The organism is Fulvimarina uroteuthidis (assembly GCF_034321785.1).
GTDB lineage: Bacteria > Pseudomonadota > Alphaproteobacteria > Rhizobiales > Rhizobiaceae > Fulvimarina > Fulvimarina uroteuthidis.
In genome coordinates, this window is record NZ_JAXLPB010000003.1 from 184,783 (window position 1) to 204,829 (window position 20,047).

Annotated in this window: 21 protein-coding genes; 14 read left to right on the forward strand and 7 right to left on the reverse strand. The window is 64.5% G+C overall.

Annotated features, from left to right (window positions below; translation table 11 throughout):
* The first annotated feature begins 95 nt into the window (after window positions 1-95).
* The 3 genes from U0C82_RS10560 to U0C82_RS10570 are packed head-to-tail and all read left to right on the forward strand — an operon-like array spanning window position 96 to window position 3,138.
* Entirely contained in the window at window positions 96-926 is an 831-nt protein-coding gene (locus tag U0C82_RS10560) for an aldo/keto reductase (RefSeq protein WP_322187071.1), read from the forward strand.
* A 1-nt stretch (window position 927) separates the two neighbouring features.
* Complete coding sequence (locus U0C82_RS10565; RefSeq protein ID WP_322187072.1) at window positions 928-2,295, forward strand: mechanosensitive ion channel family protein; 1,368 nt, start codon at window positions 928-930, stop codon at window positions 2,293-2,295.
* 18 nt (window positions 2,296-2,313) lie between these two features.
* A complete protein-coding gene (locus tag U0C82_RS10570; RefSeq protein WP_322187073.1) occupies window positions 2,314-3,138 on the forward strand; it encodes a YdcF family protein in 825 nt (274 codons plus the stop codon).
* A gap of 12 nt (window positions 3,139-3,150) precedes the next feature.
* Here the strand turns inward: U0C82_RS10570 and U0C82_RS10575 are convergent, their stop codons facing one another.
* Complete coding sequence (locus U0C82_RS10575) at window positions 3,151-3,486, reverse strand: DUF3253 domain-containing protein (RefSeq protein ID WP_322187074.1); 336 nt, start codon at window positions 3,484-3,486, stop codon at window positions 3,151-3,153.
* A complete protein-coding gene (locus tag U0C82_RS10580; RefSeq protein WP_322187075.1) occupies window positions 3,483-4,190 on the reverse strand; it encodes a DUF599 domain-containing protein in 708 nt (235 codons plus the stop codon). The genes U0C82_RS10575 and U0C82_RS10580 overlap by 4 nt, the downstream gene beginning before the upstream one ends.
* Window positions 4,191-4,500: 310 nt before the next feature.
* Between U0C82_RS10580 and U0C82_RS10585 the strand changes: the two genes are divergently transcribed.
* Together U0C82_RS10585 and U0C82_RS10590 are read left to right on the forward strand one after the other, a co-directional pair.
* Window positions 4,501-4,632 carry a hypothetical protein gene (locus tag U0C82_RS10585; RefSeq protein ID WP_322187076.1) on the forward strand — a complete coding sequence of 44 codons (132 nt, stop codon included), beginning with the start codon at window positions 4,501-4,503 and terminating at the stop codon, window positions 4,630-4,632.
* A gap of 231 nt (window positions 4,633-4,863) precedes the next feature.
* Window positions 4,864-5,286, forward strand: a complete 423-nt coding sequence (locus U0C82_RS10590; protein WP_322187077.1) for a DUF1489 family protein — start codon at window positions 4,864-4,866, stop codon at window positions 5,284-5,286.
* A gap of 10 nt (window positions 5,287-5,296) precedes the next feature.
* Here U0C82_RS10590 and U0C82_RS10595 read toward each other — a convergent pair whose 3' ends face one another.
* The 4 genes from U0C82_RS10595 to U0C82_RS10610 form a co-directional block, all read right to left on the reverse strand.
* Entirely contained in the window at window positions 5,297-6,217 is a 921-nt protein-coding gene (locus U0C82_RS10595; RefSeq protein WP_322187078.1) for a DMT family transporter, read from the reverse strand.
* 119 nt (window positions 6,218-6,336) lie between these two features.
* Window positions 6,337-7,089 (reverse strand): arginyltransferase, encoded by a 753-nt coding sequence (locus U0C82_RS10600; RefSeq protein ID WP_322187079.1) that lies wholly within the window; start codon window positions 7,087-7,089, stop codon window positions 6,337-6,339.
* Between the two features lie 16 nt (window positions 7,090-7,105).
* Window positions 7,106-8,935: an SLC13 family permease gene (locus tag U0C82_RS10605; RefSeq protein ID WP_322187080.1), complete on the reverse strand. Its 1,830-nt coding sequence runs from the start codon at window positions 8,933-8,935 to the stop codon at window positions 7,106-7,108.
* A 160-nt stretch (window positions 8,936-9,095) separates the two neighbouring features.
* Entirely contained in the window at window positions 9,096-9,569 is a 474-nt protein-coding gene (locus U0C82_RS10610; protein WP_322187081.1) for an RDD family protein, read from the reverse strand.
* A gap of 274 nt (window positions 9,570-9,843) precedes the next feature.
* Between U0C82_RS10610 and ampC the strand changes: the two genes are divergently transcribed.
* A complete protein-coding gene (ampC, locus tag U0C82_RS10615) occupies window positions 9,844-11,013 on the forward strand; it encodes a class C beta-lactamase (RefSeq protein ID WP_322187082.1) in 1,170 nt (389 codons plus the stop codon).
* 173 nt (window positions 11,014-11,186) lie between these two features.
* On the opposite strand, the gene hemB is transcribed toward ampC, so the two are convergent.
* Window positions 11,187-12,218 carry a porphobilinogen synthase gene (gene hemB, locus U0C82_RS10620; RefSeq protein WP_322187083.1) on the reverse strand — a complete coding sequence of 344 codons (1,032 nt, stop codon included), beginning with the start codon at window positions 12,216-12,218 and terminating at the stop codon, window positions 11,187-11,189.
* A 224-nt stretch (window positions 12,219-12,442) separates the two neighbouring features.
* Between hemB and U0C82_RS10625 the strand changes: the two genes are divergently transcribed.
* From U0C82_RS10625 to U0C82_RS10660, 8 genes are all read left to right on the forward strand, one after another.
* Window positions 12,443-12,907 (forward strand): DUF6163 family protein, encoded by a 465-nt coding sequence (locus U0C82_RS10625; RefSeq protein WP_322187084.1) that lies wholly within the window; start codon window positions 12,443-12,445, stop codon window positions 12,905-12,907.
* A 233-nt stretch (window positions 12,908-13,140) separates the two neighbouring features.
* On the forward strand, window positions 13,141-13,650 hold the full coding sequence (gene ldtR / locus U0C82_RS10630; protein WP_322187085.1) for a transcriptional regulator LdtR: 510 nt from the start codon (window positions 13,141-13,143) through the stop codon (window positions 13,648-13,650).
* Window positions 13,651-14,122: 472 nt separating this feature from the next.
* Window positions 14,123-15,460, forward strand: coding sequence for a L,D-transpeptidase family protein (locus tag U0C82_RS10635; protein WP_322187086.1), 1,338 nt, complete (start codon window positions 14,123-14,125; stop codon window positions 15,458-15,460).
* Between the two features lie 280 nt (window positions 15,461-15,740).
* On the forward strand, window positions 15,741-17,051 hold the full coding sequence (glyA, locus tag U0C82_RS10640) for a serine hydroxymethyltransferase (protein WP_322187087.1): 1,311 nt from the start codon (window positions 15,741-15,743) through the stop codon (window positions 17,049-17,051).
* Window positions 17,052-17,167: 116 nt separating this feature from the next.
* The gene (gene nrdR, locus U0C82_RS10645) at window positions 17,168-17,647 is read left to right on the forward strand and encodes a transcriptional regulator NrdR (RefSeq protein WP_322187088.1); all 480 of its coding nucleotides are present in this window, start codon (window positions 17,168-17,170) and stop codon (window positions 17,645-17,647) included.
* On the forward strand, window positions 17,647-18,795 hold the full coding sequence (gene ribD, locus U0C82_RS10650) for a bifunctional diaminohydroxyphosphoribosylaminopyrimidine deaminase/5-amino-6-(5-phosphoribosylamino)uracil reductase RibD (protein ID WP_472924703.1): 1,149 nt from the start codon (window positions 17,647-17,649) through the stop codon (window positions 18,793-18,795). Before nrdR ends, ribD begins: the two co-directional genes overlap by 1 nt.
* Window positions 18,796-18,797: 2 nt before the next feature.
* Window positions 18,798-19,403 (forward strand): riboflavin synthase, encoded by a 606-nt coding sequence (locus tag U0C82_RS10655; protein ID WP_322187089.1) that lies wholly within the window; start codon window positions 18,798-18,800, stop codon window positions 19,401-19,403.
* Window positions 19,404-19,594: 191 nt separating this feature from the next.
* Window positions 19,595-20,044 carry a 6,7-dimethyl-8-ribityllumazine synthase gene (locus tag U0C82_RS10660; RefSeq protein WP_322187090.1) on the forward strand — a complete coding sequence of 150 codons (450 nt, stop codon included), beginning with the start codon at window positions 19,595-19,597 and terminating at the stop codon, window positions 20,042-20,044.
* Window positions 20,045-20,047: the final 3 nt, after the last annotated feature.

Here is a 20,047-nt window from a genome sequence, read left to right on the forward strand (position 1 = left end):
TCTCTCTTCTGGACCGCTCCGCGCTGTGCCTATCTTCTTTGCAAAGCCATCGGAAGATCGATCGAACGATCATGCCGGACAATCGGAAGACGCACATGAAGATCATCGAAGCGCACGGCGCATCCATTCCCGCCATCGGACTTGGAACCTACACGCTCAAGGACGAGGAATGCTCCCGCCTCGTCGCGAAGGCGATCGAGGTCGGTTACCGCCATCTCGATACGGCGAAGATGTACGAAAACGAGAAGGCCGTCGGCAAGGGCGTCCGGCAGAGCGGCCACGACCGGTCCGAACTGTTCGTCACGACGAAGGTCTGGTGGACCGATATCGGCCGGGACGATCTCCTGGCATCGGCCCGCAGAAGCGTCGAGGATCTCGATATCGGGCCGGTCGACCTCATGCTGATCCACTGGCCGAACCCGGATATCGCGCTGGAGGAGAGCATCGACGCCCTCAACGAGACGATCTCGGAAGGGCTTGCGAAGCACATCGGCGTCGCCAATTTCCCGAACGCCCTGTTTCGCGAAGCGGCCGCGATGTCCGCCAATCCCCTCGTGTGCAATCAGGTCGAGTATCATCCCTTCCTCAGCCAGAACAGCGTGCTGGAAGCCTGCCGCGACAATGATGCCGCCCTCGTCGCCTATTCGCCGATCGGCCGGGGCGGCGAGCTTTTGAGCAAGGCTCCGATCGTCGAGGCGGCCGAGGCGCACGGAACGTCGCCGGCTCAGATCGTGCTCGCCTGGCATGTGAGCCAGAAGAATGTCGGCGCCATTCCGCGCACCTCCAACCCGGACCGGTTGGCCGAGAACATCGCAGTCTTCGATATCGAGCTGACCGAGGCGCAAAAGGCCGCGATCGCGACGCTCGCCTCGCCGCAGGGCCGCATGGTCGATCCCTCGTTCGCGCCGATCTGGGATCGCGACTGAGATGGACCTCGATCGGCTTGCGGCGCTCTGGCCGGACGTTCTTGCCGAAAGCCGGGCCGCGCTCGCCTTCTTCTACCAGCCTTCGCAACTGGCGCAGATCGGGGCGGTTCTCGTCTGCTTCGTTCTGGCCTTCGTCGCCGACAGGCTGACGCGCAAGCCGATCGAACGTCAGGCCCGCAGGATCAAGGGCGCGCCCGGCCTTTTGCGGATCGTCGTCGCGATCCGCCATCGCATGCGGCTGGTCTTCTTCGTCCTGTTTCTGCTCGTCGCGATTCTGCTCGACATCAGCGCCGGCGGGCCGCGAAGCCAGATCGTGGCGATCGTCTTCAATCTGGCGCTGGCACTGCTCGTCATTTCGGTCGCCTCGCGGCTCGTGCGGAACCGCATTCTGGCGCGTGCGATCACCTGGATCGTCTGGGGCATCACCGCCCTGTCGATCCTCGACCTGCTCGTCCCCCTCACGCGAGCGCTCGATTCGGCGGCGATCCAGGTCGGCGACGGCCGCATCTCGGCCCTCATCGTCATCAAGACCATCCTTGTCCTGGCCGTGACGCTCTGGCTCGCCAGCCTGTTCGGGCGTTACCTCGATGCCCGGGTCCAGCGCTCGCAGGAGCTGACTCCGACGCTGCGCGTGCTCATCGGCAAATTCCTGAAGATCGGGCTGATTCTCATATCTCTGGCGGTCTCCCTCGCGGCCGTCGGCGTCGATCTCACCGCGCTCACCGTCCTGTCGGGGGCAATCGGCGTCGGTCTCGGCTTCGGTCTGCAGAAGGTGGTCTCGAACTTCATCTCGGGCGTCATCATCCTGCTCGATCGGTCGATCAAGCCCGGCGACACCATCTCTCTCGGCGATACGTTCGGCTGGATTCGCGAGCTGCGCGCCCGCTTCGTGTCGGTGGTGACGCGGGACGGGCGCGAATATCTGATCCCGAACGAGGATTTCATCACCAATCAGGTCATCAACTGGTCGTTTTCCAACGAACTGGTCCGGATCGACGTCAATTTCGGCGTATCCTACGATTCCGATCCGCATCAGGTGATCGAGATCGCGAAAGAGGCGACGATGTCGGTGGAGCGCGTGATCAAGCATCGCGGCGTCGTCTGCTGGATGACCGGTTTCGGCGCCTCGTCGATCGATTTCGTGGTCCGGTTCTGGATCAGCGATCCGCCGGCGGGTATTGCCAACGTCAAGGGCCAGGTGCTGATGGCCTTATGGGACGCGTTCAGGGAGAACGGGGTCGCCATTCCCTTTCCGCATCGAGAGATCATCATGCGCACGCCTGTCAATGTCGATTTCGACGCCTCGGATCTCGATGCCCTGCGTCCCGCAAAGTCGGCACGCACAACTGATTCCGGCGAACAGCAGTAAAGCGGAGTTCCGCCGTCCATGTTCTTCTATCTCGCCAAGATCGGCTGGTTCGTGCTGCAGCCGCTCGTCGCGATCATCCTCACGGCCGCCCTTGGCTGGGTCGCGGTCGCGCTCGGGTTCCGGCGCACGGGGAAGGCGCTCTTCGCTCTTGCGGCGTTCGTGCTGGCCGTCGTCAGCCTCTCGCCGCTCGGCATCGCGATGACCGCGCATCTGGAGAACCGGTTCGAGCGACCGTCGCCCATGCCCGAGACCGCGGCGGGTATCATCGTTCTGGGCGGCGCGTTCGATACGCGTGTCGCGCGCACGCGCGGTGTCGTGGAGCTCAACGAGGCGGCCGACCGCGCCACCGTGTCGATGGCGCTGGCACGGACCTATCCCGAGGCACGTTTGCTGTTCACCGGCGGCGTGGCGGCTGCCTTCAGCGAGGATATTCCCGAAACCCAATCGGCCGAAGCGTTCTATCTGGGGCTGGGCCTCGATCCGAATCGCCTGTCGCTGGAGGGCAGGGCGCGGGACACGTTCGAGAACGCGGTCTACGCCAAGGCGCTCGCAAGGCCCCGGCCCGGCGAGACCTGGCTTCTCGTGACGTCGGCCTATCACATGCCCCGTGCCGTCGGCACCTTTCGCACGGTGGGCTTCGACGTGACGCCCTATCCGGTCGACTATCGCACGCCCCGCGGCGCGGACATGTGGCGGCCTTCGACCGCGACGACGCGCAATCTGGAGAAGGTCCATTTCGCGATCCGCGAATATCTGGGGCTTCTGGCCTATTGGTTGGCCGGGCGGACGGACGCGCTGATTCCCTCGCCAAAAAAGCTCGACGCGCTTCAGGCCGGGGGCTGAACCGGCTCTCGTCTACGCCGTCGACGGGGGCTCGCTTTTGCCCGGTTCGATCTCTTCGGCGCCCGGTTCGCCATCGCCGGCCGGCAGGGCGAGCCGGTAGATTCCCTTGAAATCCTGCGGATCGACGGGCTTTCCCTTCCGCTTGATGACGATCTCGCCCGCGCTCGCCAGCCGCACCGATTCGGCGCGAATGGGTGCCATGAGCTTGCGCCATTCCTTCTCGTTCGAACCCGCGAGCGCGCGCGCGACCTCGGAGGGGCAGACGGTCTTGCCCGGGCCGCGCGTCGCGGTGAGCGCGACGATCGTCTCGGTGATGCGTGCGCGATCGATGGTGGCGGCGTCCGTCATGCCGTGGGTGCCTTTGTCCGGAGATCCTTGAGCGCCTTGACGGCGGGCGAGCGAAACTGACGATTGGCGATGATGGCAACGACGAGGATCGTCGACACGACCAGGGTGTAGGGTCCGAGGAACCAGCCGAGATAGGCGAGGGCGAAGAAGATCGCCCGCAGGCCCGCATTGAAATTGTATCCCGCGACGACATTCATCGTCAGCGCCCTCTGCACGGCCTCCTCGGCTTCCACGGGATTCTTCTCCGCGTCGCTGCGCATCGGCAGGCCGCCGATCAGGATCGCGCAGTAATTGAACAGCCGGTAGGACCAGGCGAACTTGAAGAAGCCGTAGGAGAAGATCACCACCAGCCCGAGAAGCTTGATCTCGACCAGAACCTTGTGGGCCGTGCTGATGATCGAGAAGTCGGACGAGATGTCCGCGATGACCTCGGCCGAGCCGAGCAGGGCGAAACATCCGCCGATCGCGAAGATGCAGGTCGACGCGAAGAAGCCGGTGCCCTGCTGGAGGCTGGTGAGGACCGCCGTGTCGATCATTCGCAGATCGCGCGACAGGGCGGTGCGCAGCCAGCGTTCACGCTCCTCGTTCATCAGGGAGGAAAGACTGCCGCCCCCCCGCGCCATATTGTCGGTGATGCGGTTGTAGCCGACCCAGACGCAGAGGTAGAGGCCGAGCGCGGCGATGTCGGTCCAGTCTATAAACATGCCGATCCCATAGCGATGCAAGCGTGCCACGGCTAGCCGAAAACGGCGTCCATCGTCCGTGGCCGCGGCCCTGCCGATTCGTTCACCATGCCAACACTCTAGCACCATCGAAACGCTTGTGACCGGGCGAAAACGCGCGTTGCGGCGGGACGCAAGAAAGATGCAAGGCATGCGATCTATGCTGGCCAGACCTGCAGGATCGGGGCCCTTGCGAGAGCCTCGATTAACGTCTAATTAACGACTTCGCCGAGACGGGAAGGGGAGATCCTGGTGTCGGTTCGGGGAATTCAATTCTAGGATCAGTTGGCTCATGGACGATAGCGTATGCACGTCGCGCTGGGGTGTGACCGTTTGGACGGTCGCACTGTTCGCAGCGTTTATGGCATTTGGTTTTCTCTTTGCGGGCGGTGAGCCTGTCGCCGTGGCCGTCGCCGCGAGCTGAGAGCCGCCCAGGAGACAGGCCGGACCGGGCATGGATTGCCGCCAGGCGTCTCCCAAACCTCTTCCCACCCTCTGCCTTACGCGGCACACGACGATCGGCTTTCATCGGCTCGCATCGTTTCGTGTCGTCGGTTTTTTGCGTCTTCGCGCCGGATGGCCGGACAACAGGAGGCCCGTTCATGGCGCGGCGCCGTAGGGGTCGCGCGCTCGTGAAACGGGCGTTGGGAGCGTGATGGCGTTGAACTTGTTGAAGCTGAGCGTCGGGCCGGAAACCGTCGAGGATCTGGAGGGATTCATCGCGCAGCGCATGCTGTTGTCCGGCGCCGACGTGACGTGGCACCAGACCCGCATGGTCCCCAAACGCCGGGACGAACTCCTCGACGGCGGCTCGATCTATTGGGTCATCAAGGGCCAGATCTGCGCCCGTCAGGTGCTTCTCGACATCGTTCCGTTCACCGACGAGAGCGGGATCGGGCGCTGCCGTCTGATCTTGGACCCGGTGCTGGTGCGCACGGAACGCCATCCCAAGCGCCCCTTTCAGGGCTGGCGCTATCTCAAGCCCGACGAAGCCCCGGCCGATTTCGCCGGCGCGTCTGAAGACGATGGCCTGCCGCGCGAGATGCGCGACGAACTGAGCGATCTCGGCCTGTTCTGACAGGCGGTCGTCAGGGATGCTGTCCGGCCCGTCCGCCCGACGCGGCCGTCGCGAGCCCCGGCTTCGGGTTCGAGCGAAGTTCCGCCATCGTCTGCACGCAGAGAGCGGCAAGGATGACGCCGCCTCCGGCGAAGGCGAGCGCCGCAGGACGCTCGTCGAAGACGAGCCAGACCCAGACGGGCGTGAACACCGTTTCGAGCAGATATCCCAGAGAGACCAGCGGCGCCGGCACGAACATCGGGCCGGCGGCAAGGCAGATCAGCGCGATCGGCACGACGAGGCCGCCGTTGAGAACGAGCCAGACCGGTGCCTGCGACTGAAATCCCTCCGCCAGCACGATCGGCAGCGCGACCAGCGCCGGCAGGATCGATCCGAGGGCCGCGGCATAGCGCATGTCGCGCCGCGAGCCACGGCTGACGACGAGCGCCAGCGCGATGAAGAAGGCAGCGTTCAGAGCCGCCAGATCCCCCGTCCAATTGCCGGTTTCGAGCCCCGATCCAATGATCAGGCACACGCCGGCGATCGTCACCGGAATGACGGTCATCGTCGTTCGCGACGGACGTTCGCCGAACAGGACCCAGCTCAGGAGCGCCGCGAAGACCGAGTTGAAGGCGAGGATGAAGACCGTGTTCGCCGCCGTCGTGTTGAACACCGAATAGAGGAAGCTGGTGACGCCGACCGCGTAGCAAAGGGTGACGAACAATCCCTTCCAGCCATCGACGAGCCTCGTCTCGTGGCCCTGCACGTAGCGTCGGAAGGCCCAGTAACCCACGGCGGCGCCGCTGATGAGAAGGCTGCGGAGGAAGAGGACGGACCAGTAGTCGCTGCCTGAAAGCCGGATCAGCGGTATGTCGAACGACAGCACCATGCCGCCGATCGCGATGAGCAGGAGGCCGACACGGTTCGATTCGGCGATGGCGTTGTTCGTCAATGCTGGAGACCCCGGAGGCTGTCGATCGATCCGTTGCGGAAGCGGACGGCCGGAAGGCTCGCCGCCGAGGCCTCTCGGACGCAGTTCTGGAGGCCGGCGGATCTGGCCGCCGCCGCGATCTATCCGACGAAGCGTTCCCAGCCCTTCGGCATCAGATGCTCCTGTGGCTGGAAGCGGATCTTGTAGTTCATCTTCGCGGACCCTTCCACCCAGTAGCCGAGATAGAGATAGGGAAGGCCGAGCTTGCGCGTCCGCTCGATGTGATCGAGGATCATCAGCGTGCCGAGGCTGCGCTCGGCGGCGTCCGGCTCGAAATAGGAGTAGACCATGGACAGGCCGTCCGCCATCACGTCGCTGAGGGCAACGGCCATCAGTTCGCCGCCCCGTTCGTCCGTCGTTCCGATCGCACCGGGGACGCGCATGCGATATTCGATCAGCCGCGTGTCGACCTGGCTGTCCTCGACCATCATCGCATAGTCGAGGACGCTCATCTCGCTCATGCCGCCCGTGAGGTGGCGGTCGTCCAGATAGCTGCGGAACAGGCTGTATTGCTCGCTCGTCGGCTCCGCCTTGCCCTCGAACGCGATGAGATCCGCGTTCTTGCGGATGGTCCGGCGAAAGCTCCGGCTCGGGGTGAACTCGTCCACCAGAATCCGCACCGATATGCAGGCCCGACACCGCTCGCAGGCCGGCCGGTACGCGATGTTCTGGCTCCGCCGGAAACCGCCTTGGCTCAAAAGGTCGAGAAGCCCCGATGCGCGGTCGCCCGTCAGATGCGTGAACACCTTCCGCTCCGCGCGGCCCGGAAGGTAGGGGCAGGGGGAGGGCGACGTCAGGAAGAATTGAGGCGCTTGCGGGTGGTGGATCGTCAAGGATGATCACCGCGGTTCAGAGATCGTAGTAGAAGGGTGCGATCAAAGTAAAACACACCCATATCAAAAAGACGAGGGGAAGCCCGGCTTTGACGAAGTCCCTGAACTGGTACCGTCCGGGCCCCATGACCAGAAGGTTGGTCTGGTAGCCGATCGGCGTCGCGAACGATGCGTTGGCCGCGAAAATGACGCAGGCGATGAACGCCATCGGCGAGACGTCGAGTTGCGCCGAAATGTCGAGTGCCACCGGCGTGAACAGGACGGCGGTGGCGTTGTTCGACAGGAAGTTCGTCAGGATCGCGATCAGCAGGAACAGGCCGGAAAGGATCACCAGCGGGGAGGCGCCGGCAAGGCTCGAGACCAGCGCGTTCGCCAGCAGCGTCGCGCCACCGGTCTGCTCGAGCGCGGTCGCCGCCGCGATGGAGGCACCGACGAGCATGAAGATCGAGCGATCGAACGACCGGGCCGCCTCGCCGACGGTGAGGCAACCCGTCGCGACCATCAGGACGGCGCCGGAGAACGCCAGGACCTCGATCGGCAGGGCGCCGGAGGCCGACATCATGACGATGGCGAGGAAGATGGCGCCCGCAAGGCCCGCCTTGCTCGACTGGGGGATCGGCTGGGCGGAATATTCCAGAAGCAGCAGGTCGTGATTGCCGCGCAGGGCGTTGATCGCCGGCTGGCGACCGCACAGAAGCAGGGTGTCGCCGGGCTCCAGCCGGATATCGCCGAGCGCCGAGCGCGCCATGCGGTTCTTGCGTTGCAACCCGAAGAGCGTGATGCCGAACTGGGTGCGCAGCCCCGAATATTGCATGGTGCGGCCCGCATAGCGCGAGCCCGGCGCGACCACGGCCTCGGCCATCACCATGTCCGGGCCGATCGAACGGGTCCGCTCCGGATTGTTTTCGCCGGACGCCGGATCGATGGTGCGCACGGCCAGATTGCCGGTCGATAGCGCCTTGGAGAATGCCTTGCGCGTGGCCGTCACGATCAGCCGGTCGCCGGGAGCGAGCGTCACGTCGTCGAAGGGCGGCAGGAAGGTTTGCGCGTCCCGCAGGATCATGCGGGGCGTCAGTTCGCCGAGCCCGGGAAAGAGGCCGGCGCGCGCAGAGATACCCGCGAAGGCATGGTCCTCGTCGATATTGATCTCGCCGAGAAACTGCTTGCCGCCGCTTTCGATCGGACGCCCGTCGCCGCCGCTGCGCGGCGTCAGGATGCGCGGCATGATCTTCAGGACGTAGAAGCCGCCGATGACGGCGAGGACGATGCCGACGAGGGTGATGTCGAAGAAGCCGACCGCGATCCCCGAGCGCTGCGCGACGCCCGCGACAAGGAGATTGGTGGAGGAGCCGATCAGCGTCGTCATGCCGCCGAGGATCGACAGATAGGACAGGGGCATGAACACATGGGCGACCGGCACCGCGCGCTGCGTGGCGATGACCGTCAGGATCGGAATGAAGATGACGACGACGGGTGTGTTGTTGAGGAAGGCCGAGAGAATGCCGGCCGCCACGAGGACGACGACGATCGTCGAGCCGCCCGTGGCGCCGCCGAGTCGGGTCAGCAACTGCGCCGGTCGCGACATCGCATCGGTCGCGAACAGGCCCTGTCCGACGATGAGCAGGCTCATGACGGTGATCAGGGCCGGATTGGCAAAGCCTGAAAGGAGGTCGGCCGTCGAGATCGTCGCGCCGTCCGCGTCCGTGTAGGGCACGGCGGCGAAGAAGAGGAGGAACAGGCTGAGCGATGCGGCCGCGACCGCCTCGATCGGCCAGCGCTCGACCGCGTAGCCGACGACGCTGAGCGCGATGAGCCCGTATGTCACCCAGATATGGAACTGATCCATGAAACCCCGCGCAAGTCTTCGGGGTCTAGCTTATCCGTGGGGTGCCGCACGAACGCAAGGACCGGTTCGAGACGCTCGATCGGCCATTGCGAAACAATATTCTAATCGGCCGCCAAATATCGAATCGATCTTCGGGAGACGTCCGCCGTTTGAGAAAGCCTTAGAACTTTCGTGACACGACCGTCCCGAGCAGCACATCGTGCAGCAATTGCTTGCGCCTGGTGAAGAGGCCGACGGCCACCACGGCCGGGGTCAGAATCACGGTGCTGGCCCAGAAGAGCACGCCGTGCAGGACCGCGAGCGTCGGATCGACGGTGCCGCCGTCGAGGCGCCGCACTTCCAGATTGGCGAGCCGCATGCCCGGTGTCGCCTGCGCCGCGCCGCCCATGGTGAACGCGATGTAGACGATCGCGACGACGGGAAGCAGGAAGGCGTAGAGGCCGAAGGCCAGGCCCAGCGTGACGATGCCGAGGAAGAAGACCACGATCGCTGCCGGAACCGACAGGATCAGGATCAAGGCGTAGTCGATGAGGAATGCGGCCGACCGACGGCGCAACGCGCTGCGGTAGAGGAGCGGTTCGTCGAGTTCGGAGCCGGTCTCGAAGACGTCGTTCACGGGTGCGGTTCTATCCATTGGTGCGTTTTCTCTCATCACGGGTTCGAACCAAAAATGGTGATGCCCGCGCGCGTCCGCAACAGGCACGATAGCCGTGGTGCCGCCGTGATCGGCAGTTCGCGATCCGAAACCGAATTCATGATTTTGTCTTAAATTCGCTCGGACGAGCTACGGTCAGCTTTCGACCTCATTAACGACGCTCCACACTTAAATTTGCGATCCCAAGAGAGGCCGCGGGAATGCCACAAACTGCTCCTGTAGAAGGCACCCATTCTCACCTTGGAGTCTTCGGTTGAAAACGACCATCATTGCCCCCGCAGTCCTCGCCCTCGCCTTCGGATCATCCTCGGCCCATGCGCTGACGGATGGCGAGTTCCAGACGGCCGCTTCGAAAGTCTTCCTGCCGATCATTGAGGAATACCGCATACCGGGTCTTGCTGTCGGCCTGACGCTCGACGGGCGGGAATTCTATTTCAACCATGGCGAGGCAATTCGCGAGAACGGCAAGCCGGTCGCGAACGACACGATCTTCGAGCTCGGTTCGGTGAGTAAGCTCTTCAACGTCACCCTGGCAGAGCTTGCTGAGGAGCGCGGGCTCCTATCGTTGAAAGATAACGTTTCTGATTATGTTCCGGCCCTCAAGGGAACAGCGTTCGACGGCATCACGCTTTTGAACCTTGCCACACATACGACAGCCGGTCTTCCGCTTCAGGTGCCCGATAGCGTTTCGGATTCAGGAAACGGCTTGATCACCTATCTGAGAACCTTCGAACCGGAAGGCGATCCGAACGCGACGCGTTCCTATTCAAACGTCAGCATCGGCCTCTTGGGCAAGATCGCTGCGGAAAGCTTCGGGAAGCCATATGGTGAGGCCGTCGAGGAGCAGGTCTTCGATGGTCTTGGGCTCACAAGCACCTATGTTTCCGTGCCTTCGCAGGCAGCCGACCGATACGCCTACGGCTATTCGAGAGACGGTGATCAGCCCATCCGCGTCAATCCGGGTATTCTCGATGCCGAAGCTTACGGCGTGAAGTCGACGGTGACGGACATGACCCGGTTCCTCGGTGCCCACCTCGGCACAGTGGACGTTCCGAACGACATCTCAGCGGCTCTCTCTGGAACCCGCACCGGGTATTTCCAGACCGCTTACTATGTCCAGGACCTCATCTGGGAGCAGTATCCTTGGCCGGTCGAAGTCGACGGACTGAAATCCGGCAATTCGAGCGACATGGCGTTGAACGCACAGCCCGTGGAACGCCTTACCTCGCCGATCCCTCCCGACTTCGATGACGTGTTCCTCAACAAGACCGGCTCGACCAACGGTTTTGGTGCCTACGTGGCCCTCCTGCCGTCCGAAAAGCTGGGTGTCGTAGTGCTGGCGAACCGAAACTATCCCAACGACGTCAGGTCCGAGGCAACCCGGAGTCTCATCGAGATGCTCGAACCGACATTCAGCGAGTGACAGCAAGCAGCCGAACGGGCAAACCGTTCGGCTGCTTATCCATGTCTTTTCCTAAAAGCCGACCGTCCGGAAACCACCCATCCCGGCCCTTCAAACGCTCGTGTCCGAAACACCTCCACCGTATCCCGTTCCAAACCCCAGCCGGCTGACGGCGCTGCCCACTCAGTCCCGTCTCAGCCGGCCGCTTCCCGCAACGCCATGGCCACCTTGGGCGCGAAATAGCTGAGAATGCCCGACGCGCCGGCGCGCTTGTAGGCGGTCAGGACTTCCAGGATCGCCTTGTCCCCGTCGAGCCATCCGTTCTGCGCCGCCGCCATGATCATCGCGTATTCGCCGGAGGTCTGGTAGGCGAATGCCGGAACGTTGAGTTCCTGCGTGATGCGCGAGAGAATGTCGAGATAGGCAAGGCCGGGCTTGACCATGATCATGTCGGCGCCTTCGGCGATATCCTGCGCGGCCTCGCGCAGCGCCTCGTTCGCATTGGCGAAATCCATCTGATAGGTCCGCTTGTCGCCCTTCAGCATGGCGTTCGAGCCGACCGCATCGCGGAACGGGCCGTAGAAGGCCGATGCGTATTTCGCTGAATAGGCCATGATCATCGTGTCGCGCAGCCCGGCATCGTCGAGCGCGGAGCGGATGCAGGCGACGCGCCCGTCCATCATGTCGGACGGGCCGATGATATCGGCTCCGGCCTCGGCCTGGATGACCGACTGGCGCATGAGAACCTCGACCGATTCGTCGTTGAGGATGCGCTCGCCGTCCATCAGCCCGTCATGGCCGTGGCTGGTGTAGGGATCGAGGGCGGCATCGCACATGATGCCGATCTCGGGCACGGCCTTCTTGATGGCGCGCGCGGTGCGGCAGACGAGATTGTCGGGATTGAGGGCCTGGGATCCGGTTTCGTCCCGCAGCGCCGGGTCGGTGAAAGGGAACAGGGCGATCACCGGAATGCCGAGATCGGCAGCTTGCCTTGCAGCGTCCACGCAGCCCGCGACCGAGCGCCGCTCGACCCCCGGCATGGACGCGACCGGCTCGGCGCCGTCGCCGTCCTTGACGAAGATCGGCCAGATGAGGTCGGAGCTGCGCAACTGGTTTTCGCGCACGAGCCGGCGCGACCATTCGGCCTGGCGCAGGCGGCGCATGCGAAGGCCGCCGGTCGCATCGACGATCTGTCGGGAAATATCGCTCACGTCTCTCTGGCTCATCGCATCCTCCTCGGGCGCGGCGGCGGCGGCCCGGTCTCATCTCGTTCACCATGCGGGTTCCCCGCGATGGGATCTGACTATAGGATCGGAGCCTCGCGTAAAACGGTCGCCGACCAAAAATACGGAACTTGCCTCTTGGGACAGCAAACGCCGACAGACACCGTCCCGATCTGCGGGCAGGGGGTGCGCCGCATGGCGCGCAGGCCCCGCGGGAAGGCACGGCCATGACGATCGAGCTTCCGAGCGAAAGCCACGAATTCGGCGTCAACCGGCTCCTGACGGTCATTCTCCTGCGGGTGTTCTCCCTCTATCTCCTGGCGCTCGGCGTCGCCTACTGGGCGTCCCTCGTGGGTTTCGCGCCGCTGCTTCCGATCTTCGTCGAGGTGCCGGCGCGATTCGACCTGATGCCGGCCTGGTGGAAGATCGCCGTGCCGATCCTTGCCGTGCTCTATCCGATCGCCGGCATCGCCCTGTGGATGACGGCCCGCTGGTCACCCGTCGTCTGGGGGCTCGTCATCCTGGTGGAGGCGATGCTGCATCTCGGCTTCCCGATTCTGTTCGGGTCGCGGCTTCTCGTCCTGGCGCTGCATGTGTGGGGCATCGGCATGTATGGCGCGCTGCGCCTGATGGCCCACCGCGACAGGCTGAAGCTGCGCGAGGCGAGGCGCAAGGTGCCCGCCGGTCGGTAAGGGGTCCGGCGGGCGCGCGGGCGCAAAGACGCGTGATGAACAAGCTGTAAAGATGCTTGGAGTTGTTGGAATTTGGAAAGGTTTCGGCGAGGTTTAATTAAGGACGAAACCGCGGCACTTGTCGTAAAAGCTTGTTAAGCCTGAAGTTTAAGTCGAATTTTAGAGGGGCGGACTAAAACGGTTTTCAAGATGAGACGACCAAGAGCTCATCACTTCATCAGCGGAGAACGATCATGAGCCAGTCCCTTGCCCACCTGTCCAGCCACGAAACCGAGACCACCGGCGACCTGAAGTCGCTCTACCTCGAAACCCTCCAATTGGTCGAGCGTCTGCACCGCCGCCTGCTCGACGTGGTCAAGGACGAGTTCGAGCGCCAGGGCCGCACGGACATCAACGCGGTTCAGGCGCTGCTCCTGTTCAACATCGGCGACGCGACCCTCACGGCGGGCGAACTGCGCAGCCGCGGCTTCTATCTCGGCTCCAACGTCTCCTACAATCTCAAGAAGCTCGTCGACCTCGGCTTCATCAACCACCAGAAGTCCCGCGTCGACCGCCGCGCCGTCCGCATCTCGCTGACCGAGACCGGCCGGGAGATCGCCAGCGTCGTCGCCGAACTCTACGAGCGTCACATCGGTTCGATCGACAAGGTCGGCGGTCTCGACGAGCAGGAATTCTCCAAGATGAACAAGTCGCTGCAGCGCCTCGACCGGTTCTGGAACGACCAGATCGTCTACCGCCTCTAAGAGGGCGTCCCGCACCCGGCGACCCGGCAATGTCCGGCCTTCTCGTTCTCCGCGCCATGGCCGGACATCCCCGACGAGGCCCCGCTCTTGCAGAGCGGGGCCTTTTGGCGATTTCATACGGGGTCCGGTTGATGAGACCGGACACCGGATCAAAGCCCGCGCGGCGTTTGAGCGGATTGAAGTCCGGTATCCCGAAGGGATCAACCGGACTTCGTATTAAAGGTCCGCCGCCGAGGCGGGCATGAAATTGCGGCAGCGCCCCCCGGTCGCAAGAAGCGGGACGGGGCCCGCGTCCGATCCTTCGTTTCGCCGCATTGAAATGGGAGCGTCGCGCGATAGCCCACATGTTTTCAGCGGGTGGACGGGGTTGGGAAAGCCTCGTTCGATAGCGTGGTGCGTGCGCGACGGTAGCGATCGCACCGTGCGATCGGCACGTTGAGACGAGCGGGCGGCGACGAGGGGAACAGATGACATGACCAACACCACAAACGCGTCCGGACGCACGACGCGCCGTTCGTTCCTGGCCGGAACCACGGCGGCGCTCGGTCTCGGCATGACCGGGGCCGGACTGGCGCAGACCGCGCTCGACGGGCTTCTCAAGGCCCCCTCGCGCGGCAATTGGGACGACCAGTTCGATACGCGCGGCTCGAGTGCCAGGCAGGTATCCTCGCTCAGCCCGGTGTTTTCCCAGCAGACGCTCTCCTCCATGCAGGCGGCCATGCAGCGCCACAGCGAGATCGTCTATCAGGGCGGCTGGCCACAGGTTCCGGCGCGCTACGTCCTCAAGCTGGGCGAGGTCTCGCCCGATGTCGAGATCCTGCGCCAGCGCCTTGCCATCTCCGGCGATCTGTCCGCGCAAGCTGCCCGATCGCCCGCTTTCGATACCTATGTCGATGCGGCGGTGAAGCGTTTTCAGGCCCGGCACGGTCTGCCGGTGGACGGCGTCGTCGGCGAACATGCCTACAAGGCGCTCAACGTTCCGGCGAACCTGCGGCTCGGCCAGCTCCAGACGAACGCCGCGCGGCTTCAGAACCAGCTCTCCGAGGCGCTGCCCTCGCGCTATGTCATGGTCAACATCCCCGCAGCCTCGATCGAGGCGGTCGAGAACGGCCAGGTCGTGCAACGCCACACCGCCGTCGTCGGCAAGGTGGATCGCCAGACCCCGATCCTCAATTCCAACATCCAGAACCTCAACCTCAATCCCTACTGGCACGCGCCGGCCTCGATCGTGCGCAAGGACATCATTCCGCTCGTGCGCCAGGATCCCGCTTATCTTCAGCGCAGCGGCATCCATATCTTCGACGGCAACGGGCAGGAGATTCCGCAGCAGTCGATCGACTGGAATTCCGACGAAGCGGTGAAATATCTCTTCCGCCAGGATCCCGGCCCCAACAGCGCGATGGCGTCGGTGAAGATCAACTTTCCCAATCCGCACGCCGTCTACATGCACGACACGCCGCAGCAGAGCCTTTTCTCCGAACTGATGCGGTTCGAATCCTCCGGCTGCGTGCGCGTCCAGAACGTGCGCGATCTGATCGTATGGCTCGCCCGGGACGAACCGGGTTGGGATCGCCAGGCGATCGAGCGCGTCATTTCCGCACGCACGCGACGGGACATCGATCTCACCAACTCGGTGCCCGTCTACTTCACCTATGTCACCGCCTGGGCGAGCGACCCGACCGTCGTCCAGTTCCGCGACGACATCTATCATCGCGACGGCGCCCAGGAACTTGCGATGGGCGAGCTGACCGCGACCGCCTACGCGGCCGGCCAGCAGAACCCTTACGCACAGGGCGACGACGGCTTCTGAGCTTTGCTCGCCGCGACGGGCCGAAGGCGGCCCCGCGCAGCTTGACGGGACCCGGCCCGGGCGTTCGCGCGGAGCCGGGTTCTTCGTGTCCGGGCTTCGGTCCCGATGCGCCGGACGCGCCCGCTTCGGCGCTGACCGGATAGGAACTTGTTATCCGGGAGGGTAGAGGAGTTTCGTTGGAATAGTCCGGCCTGCATGCTAGGCTCGGCCTCCAGTCCGTATGTCTTATGGTCCCCGGGCCAGCACATACTCGTCGGCAACAATGGGAGTTAAGACAATCATGAGCGAGGCCATCCAGAGCCAGTCCAACCTTCACGAGACCTTCTTCAACACGCCGCTTGCCGAGCGTGACGCCGACGTGATGTCGGCGATCCGGAAGGAACTCGGACGCCAGAGCCAGGAAATCGAACTGATCGCGTCGGAGAACATCACGTCGCGCGCGGTCCTCGACGCCCAGGGGTCGGTGCTCACGAACAAGTATGCCGAAGGCTATCCCGGCCGTCGTTACTATGGCGGCTGCGAATATGTCGATCTGGTCGAGGACCTTGCGATCGAGCGCGTCACCAAGCTGTTCGGCTGCACCTACGCCAACGTCCAGCCCAATTCGGGCAGCCAGGCCAACCAGTCGGTCTTTCTCGCGCTGATCCAGCCGGGCGACACCATCCTCGGCATGAGCCTCGACGCCGGCGGCCACCTGACCCACGGTGCCAAGCCGAACCTTTCGGGCAAGTGGTTCAACGCGATCCAGTACGGACTGGATCTCGAAACCGGCCTCATCGACTATGATCAGGTCCAGCAGCTGGCGAACGAGCACAAGCCGAAGATCATCATCGGTGGCGGCTCCGCCTATTCGCGACAGGTCGATTTCAAGCGCATGCGCGAGATCGCCGATTCGGTCGACGCCTACTTCATGGTGGACATGGCCCATTTCGCCGGTCTCGTGGCGGCCGGCGTCCATCCGTCGCCGTTCCCCCACGCCCACGTCGCGACGTCCACGACGCACAAGACTTTGCGCGGCCCGCGCGGCGGCATCGTCCTCACCAATGACGAGGCGATCGCCAAGAAGATCAATTCGGCCGTGTTCCCGGGCCTCCAGGGTGGACCGCTCATGCACGTCATCGCCGGCAAGGCGGTCGCGTTCGGCGAAGCCCTGACGCCCGAGTTCAAGTCCTACCAGCGCGCGGTCTGCGAGAACGCCAAGGTGCTGGCCGAAACCTTGCGGGCCGGTGGCTGCGACATCGTTTCAGGCGGCACGGACACCCATCTGATGCTCGTCGACCTGCGGCCGATGGAGCTGACCGGCAAGGCGTCCGAGAAGTCCCTCGGCCGCGCCAACATCACCTGCAACAAGAACGGGGTCCCGAACGATCCGGAAAAGCCGGCGATCACCTCGGGCATCCGTCTCGGCACGCCGGCGGCCACGACGCGCGGCTTCGGCACCGCCGAGTTCCGCGAAGTCGGCAATCTGATCGTCGAGGTGCTCGAGGGTCTGCGCAAGTCGAATTCCGAAGAGAACGATGCGGCGGAAGCCGCCGTCAAGGCGAAGGTGATCGCGCTCACCGATCGCTTCCCGATCTATCAGGGCCTTTGATCGCCACGAGGGAGGACGGCGCGCTTGCGGTCGTCCCTCGATCTGACGCATGACAGACCCGCCGGCCACGATCGTGGCCGGCGGGTTTTGTATTGTGAAGAACGATCGGGCAAGCCATGCGGTGTCCCTATTGCGGGTCGCTAGATAGCCAGGTGCGCGATTCGCGCCCTGCCGAGGACGGCGCTGCCGTGCGCCGCCGCCGCGTCTGTCCCGATTGCGGCGGCCGGTTCACGACCTTCGAGCGCGTGCAGTTGCGCGAACTCCACGTCCTGAAGAAATCCGGGCGGCGGGTTCCCTTCGATCGCGACAAGCTGGCGCGCTCGGTCGAGGTCGCGCTGCGCAAGCGCCCCGTCGAGCACGACCGCGTCGAACGGCTGGTGTCAGGCCTCGTGCGGCGCCTCGAACAATCCGGCGATCAGGATATTTCCTCCGACACGATCGGCGGGATGGTGATGGACGCCCTCAAGACGCTGGACGATGTCGCATTCGTGCGGTTCGCCTCCGTCTATCGCGACTTTCACGAGGCCAAGGATTTCGGCGATCTCGTCGAAGAGCTTTCATCGAAGCACAAGGACAACGGAAATGAGGTGCCCTGATCTTGGCTGACGCGACCAGGGCGCGGACCGCGACCCGAATTTCAGACGCTGCCGACGAGCGGTTCATGGCGGCCGCGATCCGCTATGCCATGCGTCATTCCGGACTGACGGGAACGAATCCTTCGGTCGCGACGCTGATCGTGCGCGACGACGGACAGGGCCCGCGCATTGTGGGGCGCGGCATCACCGCCCTTGGCGGGCGGCCCCATGCCGAAGCCAAGGCGCTCAGCGAGGCGGGCGAGAAGGCGCGCGGCGCGACCGCCTATGTGACGCTCGAGCCCTGCGCCCACCATGGCCGCACGCCGCCATGCGCCGAGGCGCTGGTCGCGGCGGGCGTTGCGCGCGTGGTGTCGGCCGCTGCCGATCCCGATCCGCGCGTCGACGGCAAGGGCCATGCCATCCTGCAGGCCGGCGGGCTGGCCGTGAGGCCGCGCGTCATGGCGCGCGAGGCGGCCTCCGATCTCGCGCCCTATCTTGCACGGCACGCCAAGGGCCGGCCGCACGTGACGCTGAAGTTCGCCATGTCGTCGGACGGCTGTATCGGCCGGGAGGGAAGCGGCCAGGTCTTCATTACCGGACCGACCGCCAACCGTCAGACCCATCTGGTGCGTGCCCGCACCGACGCGATCCTCGTGGGGATGGGCACTGTCACGGAGGACGATCCAAGTCTCGAATGCCGGCTTCCCGGATTGGCCGAGCGCTCGCCGCGGCGCATCATCCTCGACCCCGATCTGCGGATGGAGCCCGGTCTGCAACTCGTGCGGACCGCGCGCCGCACCCGGACGACGCTGGTCACCCGGGCGGACGCCGACCGCGCGAAACGGGTCGCCCTGTCGGATGCCGGCATCGATTTCGTCGCCTGCGCGATGGTGCCCGGCACCACCCGCGTGGCGCTGCCCGAACTGTTCGAGGATCTCGGCGCGATGGGCCTTCAGAGCGTCCTCGTCGAGGGCGGGGCGAGTGTCGCCGCAAGCTTCCTCGAGGCCGGCCTCGTCGACAGGCTGATCCTCGTCGTCGGCGATCTCGAGATCGGCCCCGGCGGCATTGCGGCGCCGATCCTCTTTGCGGAGGCGTGCGAACGCTTCCATCTTCGCGAACGCCTGCGCTTCGGCGCCGATCGCTGGTTCGAATTCGAAAGTCGGAACTGATCATGTTCACGGGAATCATCACCGATATCGGCCGCGTCGCTTCGCTCGAGCCGCTGGCCAAGGGAAAGCGCTTCCGGGTCGAGACCGCCTACGATCCCGCATCGATCGCGCTCGGCGCTTCGATCGCGTGTTCTGGCATCTGCCTCACCGTGACGGGGCTGGCCGAGGCCAGCGCGCCCGAAGCATGGTTCGAGGTCGAAGCCTGGGAAGAAGCGCTGCGCCTGACGACGGCCGGAAGCTGGCAGGCCGGTACACGCATCAATCTCGAGCGCTCGCTGAAGCTCGGGGACGAGCTCGGCGGCCATCTCGTCTCGGGCCATGTCGATGGAACCGGCGAGATCGCGGCGATCGAGGAGGAGGGCGAGGCGGTTCGGTTCCGGCTTCGGGCCGAAGAGGGTGAAGCCCGCTTCATTGCGCGGAAGGGCTCGGTCTGTCTCGACGGCACCTCCCTGACGGTCAATTCCGTCGATGGTCCCATGTTCGACGTCCTCCTGATCCGCCACTCTTTGGAAGTGACCACCTGGAAGGACCGCAGGGTCGGTGACCGCGTCAATCTGGAGGTCGACCAGATCGCCCGATATGCCGAGCGTCTGTTCCAGAAGGCCTGACGGCGCAGCTTCGCGCGTCGTCGCAAGCCGTTCGACCATGCGCCACCGACGCTGGGATGGGCTGGCCCGGGGATCGCCCGATCAATGACCTGCGCCCGCGAATCGAACGGTTTCATCCGGTTGGGCCTGTTGCTAGATGCAAGTGCCGGGCGTATCTCCCGCGACAACGAACTTTCCCAAAAGGACTGACCATGGCCGCCAACCTTCACGTTCTCATTGTCGAGGCGCGCTTTTACGAAGAGATTGCCGATCATCTGCTTGCCGGTGCCAAGGCCGAACTCGACGCGAACGAAGTCACCTATGATGTCGTCACCGTTCCGGGGGCGCTCGAAGCGCCGGCCGCGGTCGCCTATGCGCTGGCCGGCGCCGATGGCGACGGCACCGAATATGACGGTTTCGTCGTCCTGGGCTGCGTCATCCGCGGCGAGACCTATCATTTCGAGATCGTCGCGGGCGAATCCGCGCGCGGCCTGATGGCGCTTTCGATGGACGGGTCCACCGCCATCGGCAATGGAATCCTGACCGTGGAGAACGAGGCGCAGGCCCTGGAGCGTGCCGATGCCGCCCGCAAGGACAAGGGTGGCGGGGCTGCCCGAACCGTGCTCGAGATGATCGCGCTGCGCGACAAGCTCGGGGCGTGAGGC